Raw genomic sequence first — 15689 nt, forward strand, 5'->3', positions numbered from 1 at the left:
AGAGCGCGATCCGGCCGACGTCCGAGTGGAAGCCGGGCCGCCCCATCCGGGAGGATGCCCCCATGACCGCCCAGATTCTCGATGGCAAGGCCACCGCGGCCGCGATCAAATCCGAACTGAAGGCCCGTGTGGCGCAGCTGAAGGCACGGGGCGTCACCCCCGGCCTCGGCACCCTCCTGGTCGGTGACGACCCGGGCAGCCGCTGGTACGTCAACGGCAAGCACAAGGACTGCGCCGAGGTCGGCATCGCCTCCATCCAGCGCGAACTGCCCGCGACGGCCTCCCAGGAGGACATCGAGGCGGTCGTGCGCGAGCTGAACGACGATCCGGCCTGCACGGGCTACATCGTCCAACTCCCGCTCCCGAAGGGGATCGACACCAACCGCGTGCTGGAGCTGATGGATCCGGCCAAGGACGCCGACGGGCTGCACCCGATGTCGCTGGGCCGGCTGGTCCTGAACGAGCGGGGCCCGCTGCCCTGTACCCCGTACGGGATCGTCGAGCTGCTGCGCCACCACGGGGTCGAGATCAACGGCGCGCACGTCGTGGTACTCGGACGGGGCATCACCGTCGGCCGCTCCATCGGGCTGCTGCTGACCCGCAAGTCCGAGAACGCCACCGTGACGCTGTGCCACACCGGTACGCGCGACCTGGCGGGGCTGCTGCGCCAGGCGGACATCGTCGTCGCGGCGGCGGGCGTTCCGCACCTGGTGAAGCCGGAGGACGTGAAGCCGGGCGCGGCGGTGCTCGACGTCGGCGTCAGCCGCGACGAGAACGGCAAGATCGTCGGGGACGTCCACCCGGGCGTCGCCGAGGTGGCGGGCTGGCTCTCCCCGAACCCGGGCGGTGTCGGCCCTATGACGCGGGCGCAGCTGCTGGTGAACGTCGTCGAGGCGGCGGAGCGGACCACCAGTGCGGGCTGAGCACGACGCGAGCGGTACGGGCGGGGTGCCCGGCGGGGCGCCCCGCCCGAAGAACGGGACGCGGGCGGCCGCAGACCCGGGTCCCGGCAAGGCGCCCGGTCCCGGCAAGGCGCCCGGTCCCGGCAAGGCGCCCGGTCCCGGCGAGGCGTCCGGTCCCGGGCAGTCGGCCGCGCGGTCGCGGCGGTTCCCCACCGTCACCCAGGACACGGCCCGCCCCGAGGGCGGCGGCCGCGCGATCCCGGGAGCGGTGTCCACGCCGGCCCGTCAGTGGCCGATGCTCAGCGTCCTCGCCGCCACCGCGGTGGGGCTGCTGACCACGGCGGTGGGACAGGCACGGGTCGGCTGCCTGGTGATCGGCGTCGCGCTGATCGCGGCGGCGGTGATGCGGCGCGTCCTGCCCTCGGTGGGCATGCTCGCGGTGCGTTCCCGCTTCACGGACATGATCACGTACGGGGTCCTCGGCGTGGCCATCACGCTGCTCGCGCTGGTCATGGAACCCGGGCCGTGGCTGCACCTCCCCTTCCTGGAGAGCGCGGTCCGCTTCACCGTCCGCTGACGACCTCCCTCAGGGCGCCCAGGGCCGCGGCCACCGCCGGGCGGCTCTCCGTGCCGGCCCGGACCAGCGCCTGGAGGGTCCGCCCCCGGCCCGGCAGCTCCACCACCGCCGTGCCGGGCGGCGGCGCGTCGCACAGCAGCTTCGGCAGCACCGACGCGGCCCGCCCGGCGGCGACCAGCCACAGCCCGGCCCGCAGGTCGGAGCACTCGTGCGCGATGCGCGGGGTGAACCCGGCGTTGCGGCAGGTGTGCACGAGCATCTCCCGGCAGCTGCTCGGGGCGGGCGCCGAGACCCAGTCGGCGTCGCGCAGCGCCGCCGGCCCCTCCCGTTCGTAGGCCGGCAGCAGCGCCTCGGGCAGCGCCAGGCACAGCGGGTCGTCGAACAGCGGGACGGCGGTGGTCCCGCTCGCGGGCGCGGCGCCGAGCAGCGGGTACGCGTACGTCACCGCCAGGTCCAGGCGGCGCCCGCGCAGCCGCGGCACGGCCTCCTCGGGGTCGGCCTGGACCACGCGCGGCCGCAGCCCGGGATGGCGCCGGGCCAGCAGGGCGACGAGCGGCGCGGCCACCGTCGCCAGGGCGCTCGGGGCGCAGCCCACGTACAGCTCGCCGGCCGGGCCGGCGTCCAGGGCCCGAACCGCCCCCTCGGCCCGTTCCAGCGCGGCCAGCACCGGTGCGCAGGCGGCCGCCAGGGCCGCGCCGGCCGGGGTGAGCCGCAGGCCGCGCCCCTCCCGTTCGACGAGGACGGCCCCGGCCTCGGCTTCCAGGGCGCGCAGTTGCTGGGAGACCGCGGAGGGGGTCACCCGGTGCAGCTCGGCGACCACGGTGACCTTCCCGTGCTCGGCGAGGTCCCGCAGGATGACCATCCGCTTCACGTCAAGCATGAGTTCAGCTTAACCAAGGGTGTAGACGAAGTAGCTGGACTTCACGATGGGAGGGGGCGGATGCTCGTCGTATGAACGCTCCCCTCAAGGTGCTCCTGGTCGGAGCCAACGGAACCCTCGGCAGCGCGGTCCGCACGGCCCTGCGCGAGCGCGGCCACGACGTGGTCACCGCCTCCCGCAAGGACGCCGACGTGTACGTCGACATCACCGACCCCGAGTCCGTCCGGGCGATGTACGACGCGGTCGGCCCCGTCGACGCGGTGGCGAGCGCCGCCGGCAGCGTCCCGTGGCGCCCCCTGTCCGAGCTGAGCACCGCCGACGTCCGCGAGGGCCTGGAGGGCAAGGCCGTCAGCCAGGTCGAGCTGGTCCGCCAGGGCGCACCCCGGCTCCCCGCGCACGCCTCCTTCACCCTGGTCACCGGGATCCTCGCGCGCGAACCGCTGCTCACCGGCTCGGTCGCCTCCCTCGTCAACGGCGCCGTCGAGGCCTTCGTACGGGCCGCCGCCATCGAACTCCCGGGCCGCCAGCGGATCAACGCCGTCAGCCCGACCGTCTTCACCGAGTCCCTCGACGCGTACGGGGACGCCTTCGCCGGCTTCGACCCGGTACCGGTCGCCCGTGCCGCGAACGCCTACGTCAAGTCCGTCGAAGGACACCGGACCGGCGAGGTCTTCCGCGTGGAGTGACGGCCGGGAACGGGGGCGTACACCCGTCCGGACCTTCGAAACCACCGCACCCGGGCGCCCGTGTGCCGTGGACCACAGGGTCCGGGGGATTGGGGGCCCCGCGGGTCGGATAGCCTGACCGCGGATGTCTCTTCACGTCAAGATTCGTAAGGACAGGGAAGCGGCGTCCTCCCCAGCCATTGGGGTCCAGCACATGGGGCGGGGACGCCCCACCGCCAGCTGTCTAACGGAGAAGGCCATGACCCGCACTCCCGTGAATGTCACTGTCACCGGCGCCGCCGGCCAGATCGGCTACGCGCTGCTCTTCCGCATCGCGTCCGGCCACCTGCTCGGCGCGGACGTGCCGGTCAAGCTCCGCCTCCTGGAGATCCCCCAGGGCATGAAGGCCGCCCAGGGCGCCGCCATGGAGCTCGACGACTGCGCCTTCCCGCTGCTCAAGGGCATCGACATCTTCGACGACCCGAACCAGGGCTTCGACGGCGCCAACGTCGCGCTGCTCGTGGGCGCCCGCCCGCGCACCGCCGGCATGGAGCGCGGTGACCTGCTCTCCGCCAACGGCGGCATCTTCAAGCCGCAGGGCGCCGCGATCAACGCGCACGCCGCGGACGACATCAAGGTCCTCGTCGTGGGCAACCCGGCCAACACCAACGCGCTCATCGCGCAGGCCGCCGCCCCGGACGTACCGGCCGAGCGCTTCACCGCGATGACCCGCCTGGACCACAACCGCGCGATCACGCAGCTGGCCCAGAAGACCGGCTCGGACGTCACCGACATCAAGCGCCTCACCATCTGGGGCAACCACTCGGCGACCCAGTACCCGGACATCTTCCACGCGGAGATCGCCGGCAAGAACGCCGCCGAGGTCGTGAACGACCAGGATTGGCTGGCCGACACCTTCATCCCGACCGTCGCCAAGCGCGGCGCCGCGATCATCGAGGCCCGTGGCGCCTCCTCGGCCGCCTCGGCCGCCAACGCCGCCATCGACCACGTGCACACCTGGGTCAACGGCACCGCCGCGGGCGACTGGACCTCGATGGGCATCCCGTCGGACGGCTCCTACGGCGTCCCGGAGGGCATCATCTCCTCCTTCCCCGTCACCACCAAGGACGGCAAGTACGAGATCGTCCAGGGCCTGGACATCAACGAGTTCTCCCGCAAGCGCATCGACGCGTCCGTGGCGGAGCTCGTCGAGGAGCGCGACGCGGTCCGCGCCCTCGGTCTGATCTGATCCACCCGTCCTGATCAGGCCCTCCGTTCACCCGAAGGCCTGACCGGTACGAATTCCGGAGCGCCCCGTCCAAACCCGGCCGGGGCGCTTTGGCGTGAAAGAAGCTGTCCAAGCATGTAGGTGGAAAATAAGGTCGCCCGGTGACCGACCACCTGATTCCCCCTCAGTCCGGCGGCGGTGACCGTGGAGCGGACCCGCACGGCGGCCGCCCGCCGGTACACCCCTCCGTCAGCGAGGCCGGCCGCCTCCTGTGCGCGGGAACCTACCTTGACGCCGTGTACCGCGATCGGGTGATCGACGAACTGTTCGTCCACGAGGAGCGCATCGCCGCCCCCTCCTACGGCTTCGACGCCGCCCGCGTCCTCGCCCACGCGCTGCGCGCCCGCCGCATCGAGCTCGGCTGGGCCGCCGGGGTCATCGGCGCCTGGTTCGCGGGGTCGCTGCTGACCGGCTGGCAGCTCACCCTGATGCTCGTCCCCTTCCTCCAGCTGAGCCTCGCCGACTGGCTGGGCTCCCGCCGCAACCGCGTCGTGCGCGCCCTGGGCCTGGTCCTGCGCGTCTACGCCTGGGTGTGGCTGCTCTTCATCGTCCTGGCGGTCTGGACGGCCCTGACCGGCAGCTTCACCGCCATCGCCGCGCTCCTCGACGTCTTCTCCTTCTTCTCCGACGACGCCGCCTACGCCGCCGCCGACCTGGCGCGGCCCGGCACCGGCGGCTCCCTGAGCGCGTGGCTGATGCCCCTCGTCTTCGCGGCCCTCGTCACCGTCGTCGGCCTCCAGCGCGGCCACGCCGCCCGGATCGTCCTGCGGGAACTCTCCCCGTCCCGGTACGCCGACCTCGCGGGTGACCCCGCCGAGGCCTCGCAGAGCCCCCGCTTCGCCCGGGTCCGCGCCCGGATCCGGCGCGAACAGCACGCCCCGCTGGTCATGTACGACATCAACGCCCCCTTCACCGGCGCCGGGGAGGCCTTCCGGCCCTGGCAGCTCTCCGTGGAACTGCGCCCCCGCGAAGACCTCGGCCCCGGCCGCAAGCCGCAGCCCGTCACCAACGCGCACATCGTCGGCAGGATCACCCCCCTGCTCCAGGCCCTGCGCGTGCCCTCCCCGCACGGCTCGCGGGAGGCCCAGGAAGCGGTACTGGACCGGCTGCGCGAGCTGGCCGTCGACGAGTGCGTCTTCCTGCCGGCCGTCGGCCTCCCGCACCGCGACGCGGCCCCGCTCTCCCCCGAGCAGTTCGCCGAGCACCGCTTGGGAGCCATGGAGGAGGGCGGCGAGCGGCGCCGGCACTTCCTGCGCGTCCGGGTCGGCGGCTGGGACGAGAACCTCGTGGTCACCGTCTTCGTACGGGTCCACACCCAGGGCGGCATGCTGATGCTGGAAGTGGCCCCGCACGTGCTGCTCCCGGTACGCACCGGGTTCCAGAACGCCGACGCGGCCGCCCAGCGGCTGCTGAACAACAACTGGCTCGGCAAGGCCTCCGACGCGCTCACCGCCACCCCCCGCTCGTTCGCCGCGTCCGTCGCCACCCTGGGCCGCGGATACCTCAGCTGGAGCCGGATCGCCACCGGCGGCCACGGCGGCGCCCGCCCCGAGGGGCCGCGGCTGTCGGTGCGGGAGATCGCCGCGATGGACGACGGCTCCCTCTTCCACCTCATGGACCTCGACCGGTACCTGAAAACGATTCAGGACCGGGTGGTCGGCGGGGTTACCGTCGCCCTGCACGAAGCGGGCTGGCACACCGAGGAGTTCGCGCGGCGGGCGGTCACCGTCGCCGAAGGCGGGGTCTACATCCAGTCGATGAACAACAGCGCGGCCAGCTTCGGCGGCGGCGACAACACCAACACCATCGGTACGAGCGGCAAGGGGAGCAGCGGTGGGAAGTAGCGACGACGCGCACGGGATCCGGATCGGCGACGTCCACGGCAGCGCCTTCAGCATCGGCGGCGGCAACAACACCAACACCGTCCACCACCACGTCGGCGGTGCGCAGGACCGGGCGCCCGGCGCCGAGGAACTGCTGGAGGGCGTACGCGAACTGCGCGCAGCCCTCGTACGGCTGCCCCGCAGCGCCGAGCGCGCCCAGCTCGACGCCGAACTCGACGAGGCGGCCGGTGAGCTGGAGGGGGCCGAGGAGATCCGGCCCGGCCTGCCCGCGCGGCTGCGCGGGGCACTGGAGCGGTGGGCGCCGCTGGTGGAGACGCTGAGCGCGGCCACCGCGCTGGGCGGGCTGCTCGCCTCGCTGGGAGGCTGACCGGTGTCCTCGTCCGACGGCGCCCGCTGGGACCCGCAGTCGCAGCGGTGGGAGTGGGGGCCGGCTCCGGCGCGGGGGGCGGGGCAGCCGGCCCCGCCGCCCGGGGCGCCCCCGGGCTATTCGCAGCCGGCCTCCCCGCAGCAGCCGCCGGGCGGGCCGACCGCGCTGCCCGCGACGCCCCCGCCGACCGCCCCCGGGTACCACGAGGCGTGGCCCCCGGTGCCGACCGCGCCCCTGCCCCCGCCGCCACCCCCGCCGGGCGGCGGGCAGCAGTGGCGCACCCCGGTGCTGGTCGGGCTGGCGGCGGCCGTCGTGGGCGGCGCCGCCGTCGCGGCGTGGATGCTGCTGGGCCCCGAGGACGGCGCGGGCGGGGACGCGCGGCCGCCCGCGTCCCCGTCGGGGCAGTGGACGGCCCCGGAGCCCGGCCCCTCCTCGCCCGGGCCGGCGAGCCCGTCACCGACGACGCCGAGCCCGTCGCCGAGCACCGGCGGCGACCACACCGTGGTGCACAACGACAACGGCTTCTCGGTCGCGGTCCCCAAGGGCTGGGAGCCCAGCACCGACGAGACGGGCAGCGGCTCCTTCTACCGCCGGCCCGGGGACCGCAGCGCCCTGCTCCAGGTCTTCCGGATCACGGAGAGCAGCGCCATGGGCTCGTGCACGCTGCTCCAGATCTCCTCGGACCAGCTGAAGGCCAACCCCGGCTACCGGCAGGTGTCCCTCGAGCCGACCGCGGGGACCGGCTGCGAGCTGGTCTACGAGTACGACAGCTCGGAGTCCAACGGCCGCCGCCGGGGCATGGAGCGGATCGTCACCACCCCGGGCGGCGGGCGCTGGGCGCTGCTGGCGGCCGGACCGGCCGCCGACGCCGCGACGACGCGCGCGAACCTGACGGCGGCCCTGGAGTCCTTCCGCCCGGACTGATCAGGATCAGGCCTTCTTGGCCGCCGGCGGGGTGTAGTGGCCCGGGACCATGCGGGTGGTGACGCCGATCCGGTTCCAGACGTTGATCGTCGCGATGACGGCGATCAGCTGGGCCAGCTCGGCCTCCTCGAAGTGCTTCGCGGCCCGCGCGTACACCTCGTCCGGCACGAAGCCGTCCGTCAGGACGGTGACGGCCTCGGTCAGCTCGATCGCGGCGAGCTCCTTCTCGGTGTAGAAGTGCCGCGACTCCTCCCAGGCGGCGAGCAGCATGACGCGCTCGACGCTCTCGCCGGCGGCGAGCGCGTCCTTGCTGTGCATGTCCAGGCAGAAGGCGCAGTGGTTGATCTGCGAGGCGCGGAGCTTGACGAGCTCGACGAGGCGCGGGTCCAGGCCCTTCTTCGCCGCGATCTCCAGGCCGATGACGGCCTTGTAGACCTCGGGGGCGACCTTCGCGTACTGCATCCGGGGGGCGTGCTCGGCGGCGAACTCGGCGGCGGGGGCGTGGGTGCTGGTCTGGGTGCTCATGTGCCCAACGTAGGGGCGGGGCGGCCCGCGTATATGGTCCATTCCCATGACCGGTTCATGGGCCACTTTCGGAGCCGACCTGCACGTGGACCTCGCCGCGGCGGCCGGCGGCCGGGGCCTGCGGGCCGCGCTGACGGAAGCGCTGCGGGAGGCCGCCCGCAGCGGGCGGCTCGCGCCCGGCACCCGGCTGCCGTCCTCGCGTTCCTTCGCCGCCGACCTGGGGATCGCCCGCAACACCGTCGCGGAGGCGTACGCGGAGCTCGTCGCCGAGGGCTGGCTGACGGCCCGCCAGGGCTCCGGCACCCGGGTCGCGGAGCGGGCCGCGGTGCGCCGGCCCGCCGACGGGCGGCAGGCCGTACGCCGCCCCGCGCGGCGGGGGCCCGCGTACAGCCTGGTCCCCGGCACCCCGGACCTGGGCGCCTTCCCGCGCGCGGCCTGGCTGGCGGCCGCGCGGCGGGCCCTGACCGCCGCCCCGAACGAGGCCTTCGGGTACGCGGCGGACGTGCGCGGCCGGCCGGAGTTGCGGGAGGCGCTCGCCGGGTACCTGGCGCGGGCCCGGGGGGTGTACGCGGACCCGGACCGGATCGTGCTGTGCGCCGGCTTCGCGCACGCGCTGCAACTCCTGGGCCGGGCGCTGCGCGGGCGGCGGGTGCGGGAGGTGGCGGTGGAGGGGTACAGCCTCGACGTGCACCGGGACCTGCTGGCCGACGCCGGGATGACGACCCGCCCGCTGTGGGTGGACGAGGCCGGGGCCCGCACCACGGACCTGGCCGGGCTCGGCCCCCGCACGGGCGCGGTGCTGCTGACCCCGGCGCACCAATTCCCGACGGGCGCGGCCCTCACCCCCGAGCGGCGGGCGGCGGCCGTGGACTGGGCGCGGAGCACCGGCGGGCTGATCCTGGAGGACGACTACGACGGGGAGTTCCGCTACGACCGCCAGCCCGTCGGCGCGCTCCAGGGCCTGGACCCCGACCGGGTGGTCTACCTCGGCACGGCCAGCAAGTCCCTGGCGCCGGGGCTGCGGATGGGCTGGATGGTGCTCCCGCCGGACCTGCTGGAGGAGGTCGCGGCGGCGAAGGGCGAGGCCGACTGGACGTCCAGTGCGCTGGACCAGCTGACCCTGGCGGAGTTCATCACCTCCGGGGCGTACGACCGCCACGTGCGCGGCATGCGCCTGCGGTACCGGCGCCGCCGGGACGAGCTCGTCGCCGCCGTGGCGGGGCGGGTCCCGGTGTCCGGGATCGCGGCGGGCCTGCACGCCGTGCTGGACCTCCCGCCGGGCACGGAGCGGTCCCTCGTCCAGGCCGCCGCCTGGCAGGACCTCGCCCTGGAGGGCCTCGCCCGCTTCCGCCACCCGGACTCGCGCATGCCGCCGCGCGACGCGTTGGTGGTCGGCTACGGCACCCCTGCGACGAGCGCCTGGGCCCCGACCCTGGCGGCCCTCACGGCCGCCCTGCCGTAGCGGCCGGCCGCCGCCGCTTGGCCACCTCGGCCCAGACGGTCTTGCCGACCACCCGGCCGGTGACGCCCCAGGCGTCGGAGAGTTCCTCGACGATCCGCAGCCCGTAGCCGTGGCCGTCCCCGGGGGGCCGGAGGTCGGGCCGCTTCCCGGCGTGCGCGTCGGACACCTCCACCCGCAGCACCCCGTCCAGCTCGCGGAGCCGGAGCTCGAAGTCCCGCCCCGGCACGCAGCCGTGGGTCACGGCGTTGGCCGCCAGCTCGGCGACGACCTGCGCGACCCGCTCGGACTCCTACCCGCCGAGCGGGAAGTCCCACCGGCAGAGTTCGAGCTCCGCCAGATGCCGGGCGAGGCGTGCGCCTCGTCGTGTGCTGCTGAACCGCTGCCGCCATTCGTTCCCTGGGTTGGGCATGCCGCCGCTCCTCTCCGTAGTCGGATCACTACCAAGCGGGTTCAGAGTGGTCGGTTGCCGGGAAGCATTCAACGTGTCAGGGGAGGACGAAAGGTTGGTGGGAGCCCTGTGAACATCAAGGAGTTGAACCCGGACAGCTCGCCGCAGGCCGCGTACGGTGCACGTCTGCGCGCTATGCGGGTGGCGCGTGGCTGGCTGCAGGAGGAACTGGGCGAGCGGATGGGGTATTCGAGCACCCACATCTCGGCCGTGGAAACCGGTCGCAAAGTTCCGACCTTGCGCTTTTCGCGCAGTCTGGACGCGGCTCTCGGGGGCGGAGACACGTTCGAGCGCCTGTCGCTCGAAGTCCGTCACGGCGCGCTGCTGGAGGGCTTCCCGGAGTACGTCGGCTACGAGGGCCGAGCGGTGGAACTCCGCCTCTTCGAGATCGGGATCATCCCCGGGCTGTTGCAGACGCCGGAGTATGCGCGGGTCCTGGCGGACAGTGCCGTGCAACGAGGGGCCATCTCGCCAGAGTTCGCGGCCGAGCGGGTCGCGTTCCTCGCTGAGAGGCAGGAGGCGCTGGAGCGCGTACGACCGCCCATGGTGTTCGTGGTGATGGACGAGAGCTGCATCCGGAGGCCCGTCGGCGGCCCGGAGGTGATGGGTGCACAACTGGAGCGCCTGGTCGAGTTCGCTGCTCGGCCGCACACGATGCTCCAGGTCGCGCCCTACGAGATCGGGGAACGGCGGCCGTTCGACCTCCCGGTCAATCTGCTGACGCTCGCCGACCGGTCGGTGGTCGCCTACGCCGAGTCCCAGTCACAGGGCCACTTGGACCGTGAAACCGTCTCGGTGCTCCCCATGCTGACGGCCTACCATCAACTTCAGGCCGAAGCCCTGTCCCAGGCGGCATCAGTGGCCATGATCAATGAGGTACGAAAGGGCACCCCGTGACGACCAGGTCCGATTCCCCCCGTTGGTTCAAGTCCTCCTACAGCAACAACGGCGGCAACTGCGTCGAGGTAGCCGTCAACCTGCCCGGCATCGTCCCCGTCCGGGACTCCAAGACCCCCGGCGGGCCGGTGCTGAACTTCGGGGCGGAGGCGTTCGCGGCGTTCGTCGCGGGCATCAAGGCCCCATGACGACGACCCCGCGCTGGCGCAAGTCCTCCTACAGCAACAACGGCGGCCAGTGCGTCGAGGTCGCCCTCAACCTCCCCGGCACCGTCCCCGTCCGGGACTCCAAGACCCCCGGCGGCCCGATGCTGACCTTCCGCGCGGCGGCGTTCGCGGCGTTCCTGGCCGGGGTCAGGACTCCGTAGGCTCGCCGAACCGCGACAGCGCCAGGGAGCCGGCCACCGCAACCGCGAAGCCCGTCACGGCCAGCCAGGCCAGGCCCTCGCGGGGGCGGTCGCCGAGCCAGGCCACGCCCACCAGCGCCGGTCCGACCGTCTCGCCGAGGACCAGGCCGGCCGTGGCCGCCGTGACGGAGCCGCGTTCCAGGGCGGAGGTGAGCAGCAGGAACCCCGCCGCCCCGCCCAGCAGCAGCGCGTACAGCGCCGGGTTGCGCAGCTCCCGCAGGGACAGGGTGTCGATGAGGCGGACGGCCACCTCCACCACCCCGAAGCCCGTCCCCGCCGCCAGGCCGAGCACCAGCGCGCGCGAGCGATCCGGCAGCCGGCCCGCCGCCGCGCCGACGAGCAGCACCAGCCCCGCCACCGCGAGCAGGCCCCATGCCAGCGCGAGCGTCCCGGTCCCCGAGCCCTCCTCACCGGAGGCCAGCCCGAGCATCAGCAGCCCCGCGCACACCACCCCCACCGCGCCCCACTCCAGCCGCGACAGCCGCACCCGCAGCAGCCGGGCCGCGACCACCGCCGTCACCGCCAGGCTCGCGGCCAGCGCGGCCCCCACCGCGTAGATCGGGACGTGCCGCAGCGCGATGATCTGGAGCACGAAACCGACCGCGTCCAGCCCGAGCCCCGCCAGGTACCGCCACTGCCGCACGGCCCTCAGGAACAGCGTCCCCGTACCGGTAGCCCCGCCCGCCGCCGCGGCCCGGGCCGCCACGGCCTGGAGCACGGTCGCCGTACCGAAACAGACCGCCGCACCCAGCGCGCAAACCATCCCAATCAGCACGAACAGACTGTAAGTCACCCGTCGTGACAAGGGTGTGACGGCGGCCGGATTCCATCCCCCCGCACCCCCGCTCTAGGGTGCAGGCCATGGATACCGGCAACACGACCAGACGACGCATGCGCTCCGGCGCGGTCGCCCTCGGCGGCATGGGCCTGCTCGCCGCCACCCTCGTGGCGTGCGGGAGCAGCGACGAGCCCGACAAGCGGTGCGCCTCCCGCAAGACGCTGGACCACCTGAACTCCAAGGAGTGCAAGAGCGGCGGCAGCGGCTCGTACTACTACGGCGGCAGGGTCAGCGGCGGCAAGGTGACCGGCGGCAGCTTCGACAAGTCGGCCGTCACCCGCGGCGGCATCGGCGGCCACAGCAGCTCCGGCTCCTCCGGCGGCTGAGCGCACATGAAGCGGCACACCATCGAACCGCGCCCCGACTGGCAGAAGACCGTCGAGGAGCAGGGGCTGATCTACCCCCTCACCCGCTTCCCCGACGACTCCCTGCGCCCCTACTGGGACGAGAGCGCGTACTACTCCTTCTCGCTCCCGGAGGTCGAGGCGCTGGAGGAGGTCGTCGAGGAGCTGCACGCCATGTGCCTGGCCGCGGCCGCGCACATCGTCGACAACGACCGCTTCGCGGACCTCGGCATCACCGACGCGAAGCTGGCCGCCCGGATCGCCGAGTCCTGGCGCCGGCGTGCCGAACAGCCCTCTCTCTACGGCCGGTTCGACCTGCGCTACGACGGGGCCGGCGAGCCCGCCAAGCTGCTGGAGTACAACGCCGACACGCCCACCTCCCTGGTGGAGGCCGCGAGCCCGCAGTGGTTCTGGATGGAGGAGCGCTTCCCCGGCGCCGACCAGTGGAACTCCCTCCACGAGCGGCTCGTCGAGGCCTGGCGCCGCCAGGCCGAGCTGCTGCCGCCCGGCCCCGTGCACTTCGCGCACTCCGAGACCGACGAGCTGGGCGAGGACCTGATGACGGTCGCCTACCTCCAGGAGACCGCCGAGCAGGCCGGGCTGGAGACGCACGCGCTGTCGGTGGAGACGATCGGCTGGGACGGCCTCTCGGGCCGGTTCGTGGACGAGAAGCTCCGCTTCATCCGCAGCTGTTTCAAGCTCTACCCGTGGGAGTGGCTGGCCACCGACGAGTTCGGCCCGCAGGTGCTCGGCACCTACGACCACGGCGGCGGCTCGGGCACCACCGCCTGGATCGAGCCGCTGTGGAAGATGCTGCTCGCCAACAAGGCGCTGCTGGCGATCCTGTGGGAGCTCTTCCCCGAGCACCCCAACCTGCTGCCCGCCTACCTCGACGGCCCCCGCGAGCTGGCCGACACCTGCGGGTACGCCGCCAAGCCGCTGCTGGGCCGGGAGGGCGCCGGGGTCACCCTGCACGAGGCGGGCGAGGGCGGCGAGCCCTTCGTCCCGGCCGAGGGGGAGACGTACGTCTTCCAGGCGCTCGCCCCGCTGCCCGACTTCGACGGCAACCGCGTGGTGCTCGGGGCGTGGGTCGTCGAGGAGGAGGCAGCGGGGCTGGGCATCCGGGAGTCGGCGGGACCGGTCACGGACGAGTACGCGCGCTTCCTGCCGCACGTCATCCTCTGAAGCGCTCTACTGGCCGGCCGGCCCGCCGTCGGAGCCGGTGTCGCACCGCTGGTCGTAGGACGCCTCGGCGCCCGCCTTCCAGCCCTCCCAGTACGACTTGGAGTGGTCCCGGCTCTTGTCGGGCTGGGGCGGGACGGTGCAGTCCGACCGGGACGCGGCCTTCGTGCCCGCCGTGAACCCGTCCGCGTAACCGTGCTTGTACTCCCGCGAGTGCGACGGGGCGGTGGTGGACGGGCTCGTCGGGGACGTGGGCTGCTTGACCTGGCAGTTCACGAAGACGAAGTTCTGGTCCTCGTTCACCGCGAGGACGGTGTAGTCGACGTTCTTCTGGAACCGCTGGACCCGGAAGTTGCCGTTGGCGTCGATGTTCAGCGGCTCGGTGCTCTCGCCGTCGTTGAGGTTGCGCGGGGCGGTGAACCCCTCGCCGGTGATGACCACGAAGTTCCCCGACGGGTCGGGGGTGACCGTGCAGCTGGCGGCGGGGACCGCCGTCGGCGCCGCGGAGGCCGGCGTCGCGAGGGCCGCGGCGCCGCCGAGGGCGACGGCGGACGCCAGTGCGGCGCACAGCAGGGTGTGTCGGTTGCGTCGGTGCATGGGGTGACTCCCATCGGAGGGTCGGCCCGGCGCAAGCCGGGGACGCGCACCCGTACGGGTCCCTCCATCGTCCGACGGGCCGCTCCGCGTGTCCACCGCAGCGGCGGGCACGGCCGGGGAGCGGCCGCACCCGCCGCCGGGACCGCTACGCGGCCAGGACCGACCGCAGCTGGTCGAGCCCCCAGTCCAGGTCCTCCTTGGAGATCACCAGCGGCGGCGCGATCCGGATCGTCGAACCGTGGGTGTCCTTCACCAGCACGCCGAGCCCCATCAGCTTCTCGGAGACCTCGCGGCCCGTCCCGAGCGCCGGGTCGACGTCCACGCCCGCCCACAGCCCGCGTCCGCGTACGGCGGTCACCGCGCTGCCGCCGGCCAGCAGGTTCAGCTCCCGGTGCAGGTGGTCGCCGAGTTCCGCGGCCCGCTGCTGGTACTCGCCGGTACGCAGCATCGCGATCACCTCCAGCGCGACGGCGCAGGCGAGCGGGTTCCCGCCGAAGGTGGAGCCGTGCTCGCCGGGGCGGAACACGCCGAGCACGTCCCGGTCGGCGACCACGGCCGACACGGGCACGACCCCGCCGCCGAGCGCCTTGCCGAGGACGTACACGTCGGGCACCACGCCCTCGTGCTCGCACGCGAAGGTCCGGCCGGTGCGGCCCAGGCCCGACTGGATCTCGTCCGCCATGAAGAGCACGTTCCGCCGGCGCGTCAGTTCCCGTACGCCCGCCAGGTATCCGGCCGGCGGGACGAGCACCCCGGCCTCGCCCTGCACCGGCTCCAGCAGCACGGCCACGGTGTTGGCGGTGACGGCGGCGTCGAGCGCGGTCAGGTCGCCGTACGGGACGATCTCGAAGCCGGGCGTGTAGGGGCCGTAGTGGTCGCGGGCCTCGTGGTCGGTGGAGAAGGACACGATGGTCGTCGTACGGCCGTGGAAGTTGTTCGCCGCGACGACGATCTTGGCCTGGCCGTCGGGGACGCCCTTGACCTCGTAGCCCCACTTGCGGGCCGTCTTGACCGCCGTCTCCACCGCCTCCGCGCCCGTGTTCATGGGCAGCACCATCTCCTTGCCGCAGAGCGCGGCGAGTTCGGCGCAGAAGTCGGCGAAGCGGTCGTGGTGGAAGGCGCGGGAGGTGAGGGTGACCCGCTCCAGCTGGGCGCGGGCGGCGTCGATGAGCCTGCGGTTGCCGTGCCCGAAGTTGAGCGCCGAGTACCCGGCGAGCATGTCGAGGTAGCGGCGGCCCTCCACGTCGGTCATCCACGCCCCCTCCGCCGACGCGACGACGATCGGCAGGGGGTGGTAGTTGTGCGCGCTGTGCTCGTCGGCGGAGCGGATGGCATCAGCAGTTCTCGACACGGGGTCTCCGATCGTCCGTCTGACTGGTGGCGCGGGTGACGTGGGTGACGTCCTTTGTATCGTCGCTCGGATCGTGGAACCGGAAACCTCCCCGGTGCCGCGCCCGCTATGGTGTTCGGTACGCACGGCGACTGGCGCACGGAGAACCGACTCCGGGGGAGTCGTGCGCGCACGACCGCACACAGGGCCGCT

General features: G+C 73.5%; 18 protein-coding genes and 1 pseudogene. 13 read left to right on the forward strand and 6 right to left on the reverse strand.

The features are described from left to right. The first annotated feature begins 62 nt into the window (after positions 1-62). Entirely contained in the window at positions 63-923 is an 861-nt protein-coding gene (locus tag D1J60_RS21435; RefSeq protein WP_125822169.1) for a bifunctional methylenetetrahydrofolate dehydrogenase/methenyltetrahydrofolate cyclohydrolase, read from the forward strand. Further along, positions 913-1479 carry a DUF3017 domain-containing protein gene (locus D1J60_RS21440; protein WP_125822170.1) on the forward strand — a complete coding sequence of 189 codons (567 nt, stop codon included), beginning with the start codon at positions 913-915 and terminating at the stop codon, positions 1477-1479. Before D1J60_RS21435 ends, D1J60_RS21440 begins: the two co-directional genes overlap by 11 nt. Here D1J60_RS21440 and D1J60_RS21445 read toward each other — a convergent pair. Continuing rightward, entirely contained in the window at positions 1466-2359 is an 894-nt protein-coding gene (locus D1J60_RS21445; protein ID WP_125822171.1) for a LysR family transcriptional regulator, read from the reverse strand. The two genes, D1J60_RS21440 and D1J60_RS21445, sit on opposite strands and share 14 nt — an antisense overlap. A gap of 71 nt (positions 2360-2430) precedes the next feature. Between D1J60_RS21445 and D1J60_RS21450 the strand changes: the two genes are divergently transcribed. The 5 genes from D1J60_RS21450 to D1J60_RS21470 all read left to right on the forward strand — a co-directional run bounded on the left by D1J60_RS21450 (position 2431) and on the right by D1J60_RS21470 (position 7447). Then, positions 2431-3045, forward strand: coding sequence for a short chain dehydrogenase (locus tag D1J60_RS21450; RefSeq protein WP_125822172.1), 615 nt, complete (start codon positions 2431-2433; stop codon positions 3043-3045). Positions 3046-3283: 238 nt separating this feature from the next. After that, a complete protein-coding gene (locus D1J60_RS21455) occupies positions 3284-4273 on the forward strand; it encodes a malate dehydrogenase (RefSeq protein WP_125822173.1) in 990 nt (329 codons plus the stop codon). Positions 4274-4548: 275 nt separating this feature from the next. Further along, positions 4549-6156 carry a hypothetical protein gene (locus D1J60_RS21460; protein ID WP_125822174.1) on the forward strand — a complete coding sequence of 536 codons (1608 nt, stop codon included), beginning with the start codon at positions 4549-4551 and terminating at the stop codon, positions 6154-6156. Further along, positions 6146-6523, forward strand: coding sequence for a hypothetical protein (locus D1J60_RS21465; RefSeq protein ID WP_125822175.1), 378 nt, complete (start codon positions 6146-6148; stop codon positions 6521-6523). Before D1J60_RS21460 ends, D1J60_RS21465 begins: the two co-directional genes overlap by 11 nt. A 3-nt stretch (positions 6524-6526) precedes the next feature. After that, the gene (locus D1J60_RS21470; protein ID WP_125822176.1) at positions 6527-7447 is read left to right on the forward strand and encodes a hypothetical protein; all 921 of its coding nucleotides are present in this window, start codon (positions 6527-6529) and stop codon (positions 7445-7447) included. Between the two features lie 6 nt (positions 7448-7453). Here D1J60_RS21470 and D1J60_RS21475 read toward each other — a convergent pair whose 3' ends face one another. After that, complete coding sequence (locus tag D1J60_RS21475; RefSeq protein ID WP_125822177.1) at positions 7454-7972, reverse strand: carboxymuconolactone decarboxylase family protein; 519 nt, start codon at positions 7970-7972, stop codon at positions 7454-7456. A gap of 46 nt (positions 7973-8018) precedes the next feature. Between D1J60_RS21475 and D1J60_RS21480 the strand changes: the two genes are divergently transcribed. Beyond that, a complete protein-coding gene (locus D1J60_RS21480) occupies positions 8019-9434 on the forward strand; it encodes a PLP-dependent aminotransferase family protein (protein WP_125822178.1) in 1416 nt (471 codons plus the stop codon). Here D1J60_RS21480 and D1J60_RS21485 read toward each other — a convergent pair. After that, positions 9415-9843: pseudogene (locus D1J60_RS21485) on the reverse strand (ATP-binding protein). The gene D1J60_RS21480 and the pseudogene D1J60_RS21485 overlap by 20 nt on opposite strands. A gap of 108 nt (positions 9844-9951) precedes the next feature. On the opposite strand from D1J60_RS21485, the gene D1J60_RS21490 reads away from it, so the two are divergent. Genes D1J60_RS21490 through D1J60_RS21500 form a run of 3 tightly spaced genes read left to right on the forward strand, consistent with a single transcriptional unit; the run spans position 9952 to position 11146 of the window. Further along, positions 9952-10779 (forward strand): helix-turn-helix transcriptional regulator, encoded by an 828-nt coding sequence (locus tag D1J60_RS21490; RefSeq protein ID WP_125822179.1) that lies wholly within the window; start codon positions 9952-9954, stop codon positions 10777-10779. After that, positions 10776-10967: a DUF397 domain-containing protein gene (locus tag D1J60_RS21495; RefSeq protein ID WP_125822180.1), complete on the forward strand. Its 192-nt coding sequence runs from the start codon at positions 10776-10778 to the stop codon at positions 10965-10967. The genes D1J60_RS21490 and D1J60_RS21495 overlap by 4 nt, the downstream gene beginning before the upstream one ends. Continuing rightward, positions 10964-11146 carry a DUF397 domain-containing protein gene (locus D1J60_RS21500; protein WP_125822181.1) on the forward strand — a complete coding sequence of 61 codons (183 nt, stop codon included), beginning with the start codon at positions 10964-10966 and terminating at the stop codon, positions 11144-11146. Before D1J60_RS21495 ends, D1J60_RS21500 begins: the two co-directional genes overlap by 4 nt. Here the strand turns inward: D1J60_RS21500 and D1J60_RS21505 are convergent. Continuing rightward, positions 11133-11948 carry a hypothetical protein gene (locus tag D1J60_RS21505; protein WP_125824130.1) on the reverse strand — a complete coding sequence of 272 codons (816 nt, stop codon included), beginning with the start codon at positions 11946-11948 and terminating at the stop codon, positions 11133-11135. The genes D1J60_RS21500 and D1J60_RS21505 overlap by 14 nt on opposite strands. A 98-nt stretch (positions 11949-12046) precedes the next feature. Here D1J60_RS21505 and D1J60_RS21510 point away from each other — a divergent pair, with 98 nt between their 5' ends. After that, positions 12047-12349, forward strand: a complete 303-nt coding sequence (locus D1J60_RS21510) for a hypothetical protein (protein WP_042801603.1) — start codon at positions 12047-12049, stop codon at positions 12347-12349. 6 nt (positions 12350-12355) lie between these two features. Then, positions 12356-13552: a glutathionylspermidine synthase family protein gene (locus D1J60_RS21515; protein WP_125822182.1), complete on the forward strand. Its 1197-nt coding sequence runs from the start codon at positions 12356-12358 to the stop codon at positions 13550-13552. Between the two features lie 6 nt (positions 13553-13558). Here D1J60_RS21515 and D1J60_RS21520 read toward each other — a convergent pair whose 3' ends face one another. Both D1J60_RS21520 and rocD read right to left on the reverse strand, forming a co-directional pair. Beyond that, the gene (locus D1J60_RS21520; protein ID WP_125822183.1) at positions 13559-14146 is read right to left on the reverse strand and encodes a hypothetical protein; all 588 of its coding nucleotides are present in this window, start codon (positions 14144-14146) and stop codon (positions 13559-13561) included. A 145-nt stretch (positions 14147-14291) separates the two neighbouring features. Beyond that, positions 14292-15497 (reverse strand): ornithine--oxo-acid transaminase, encoded by a 1206-nt coding sequence (rocD, locus tag D1J60_RS21525; protein ID WP_125822184.1) that lies wholly within the window; start codon positions 15495-15497, stop codon positions 14292-14294. Positions 15498-15689 lie beyond the last annotated feature (192 nt).

Origin of the sequence: Streptomyces sp. W1SF4, assembly GCF_003950035.1 — a bacterium.
GTDB classification, from domain to species: domain Bacteria; phylum Actinomycetota; class Actinomycetes; order Streptomycetales; family Streptomycetaceae; genus Streptomyces; species Streptomyces racemochromogenes.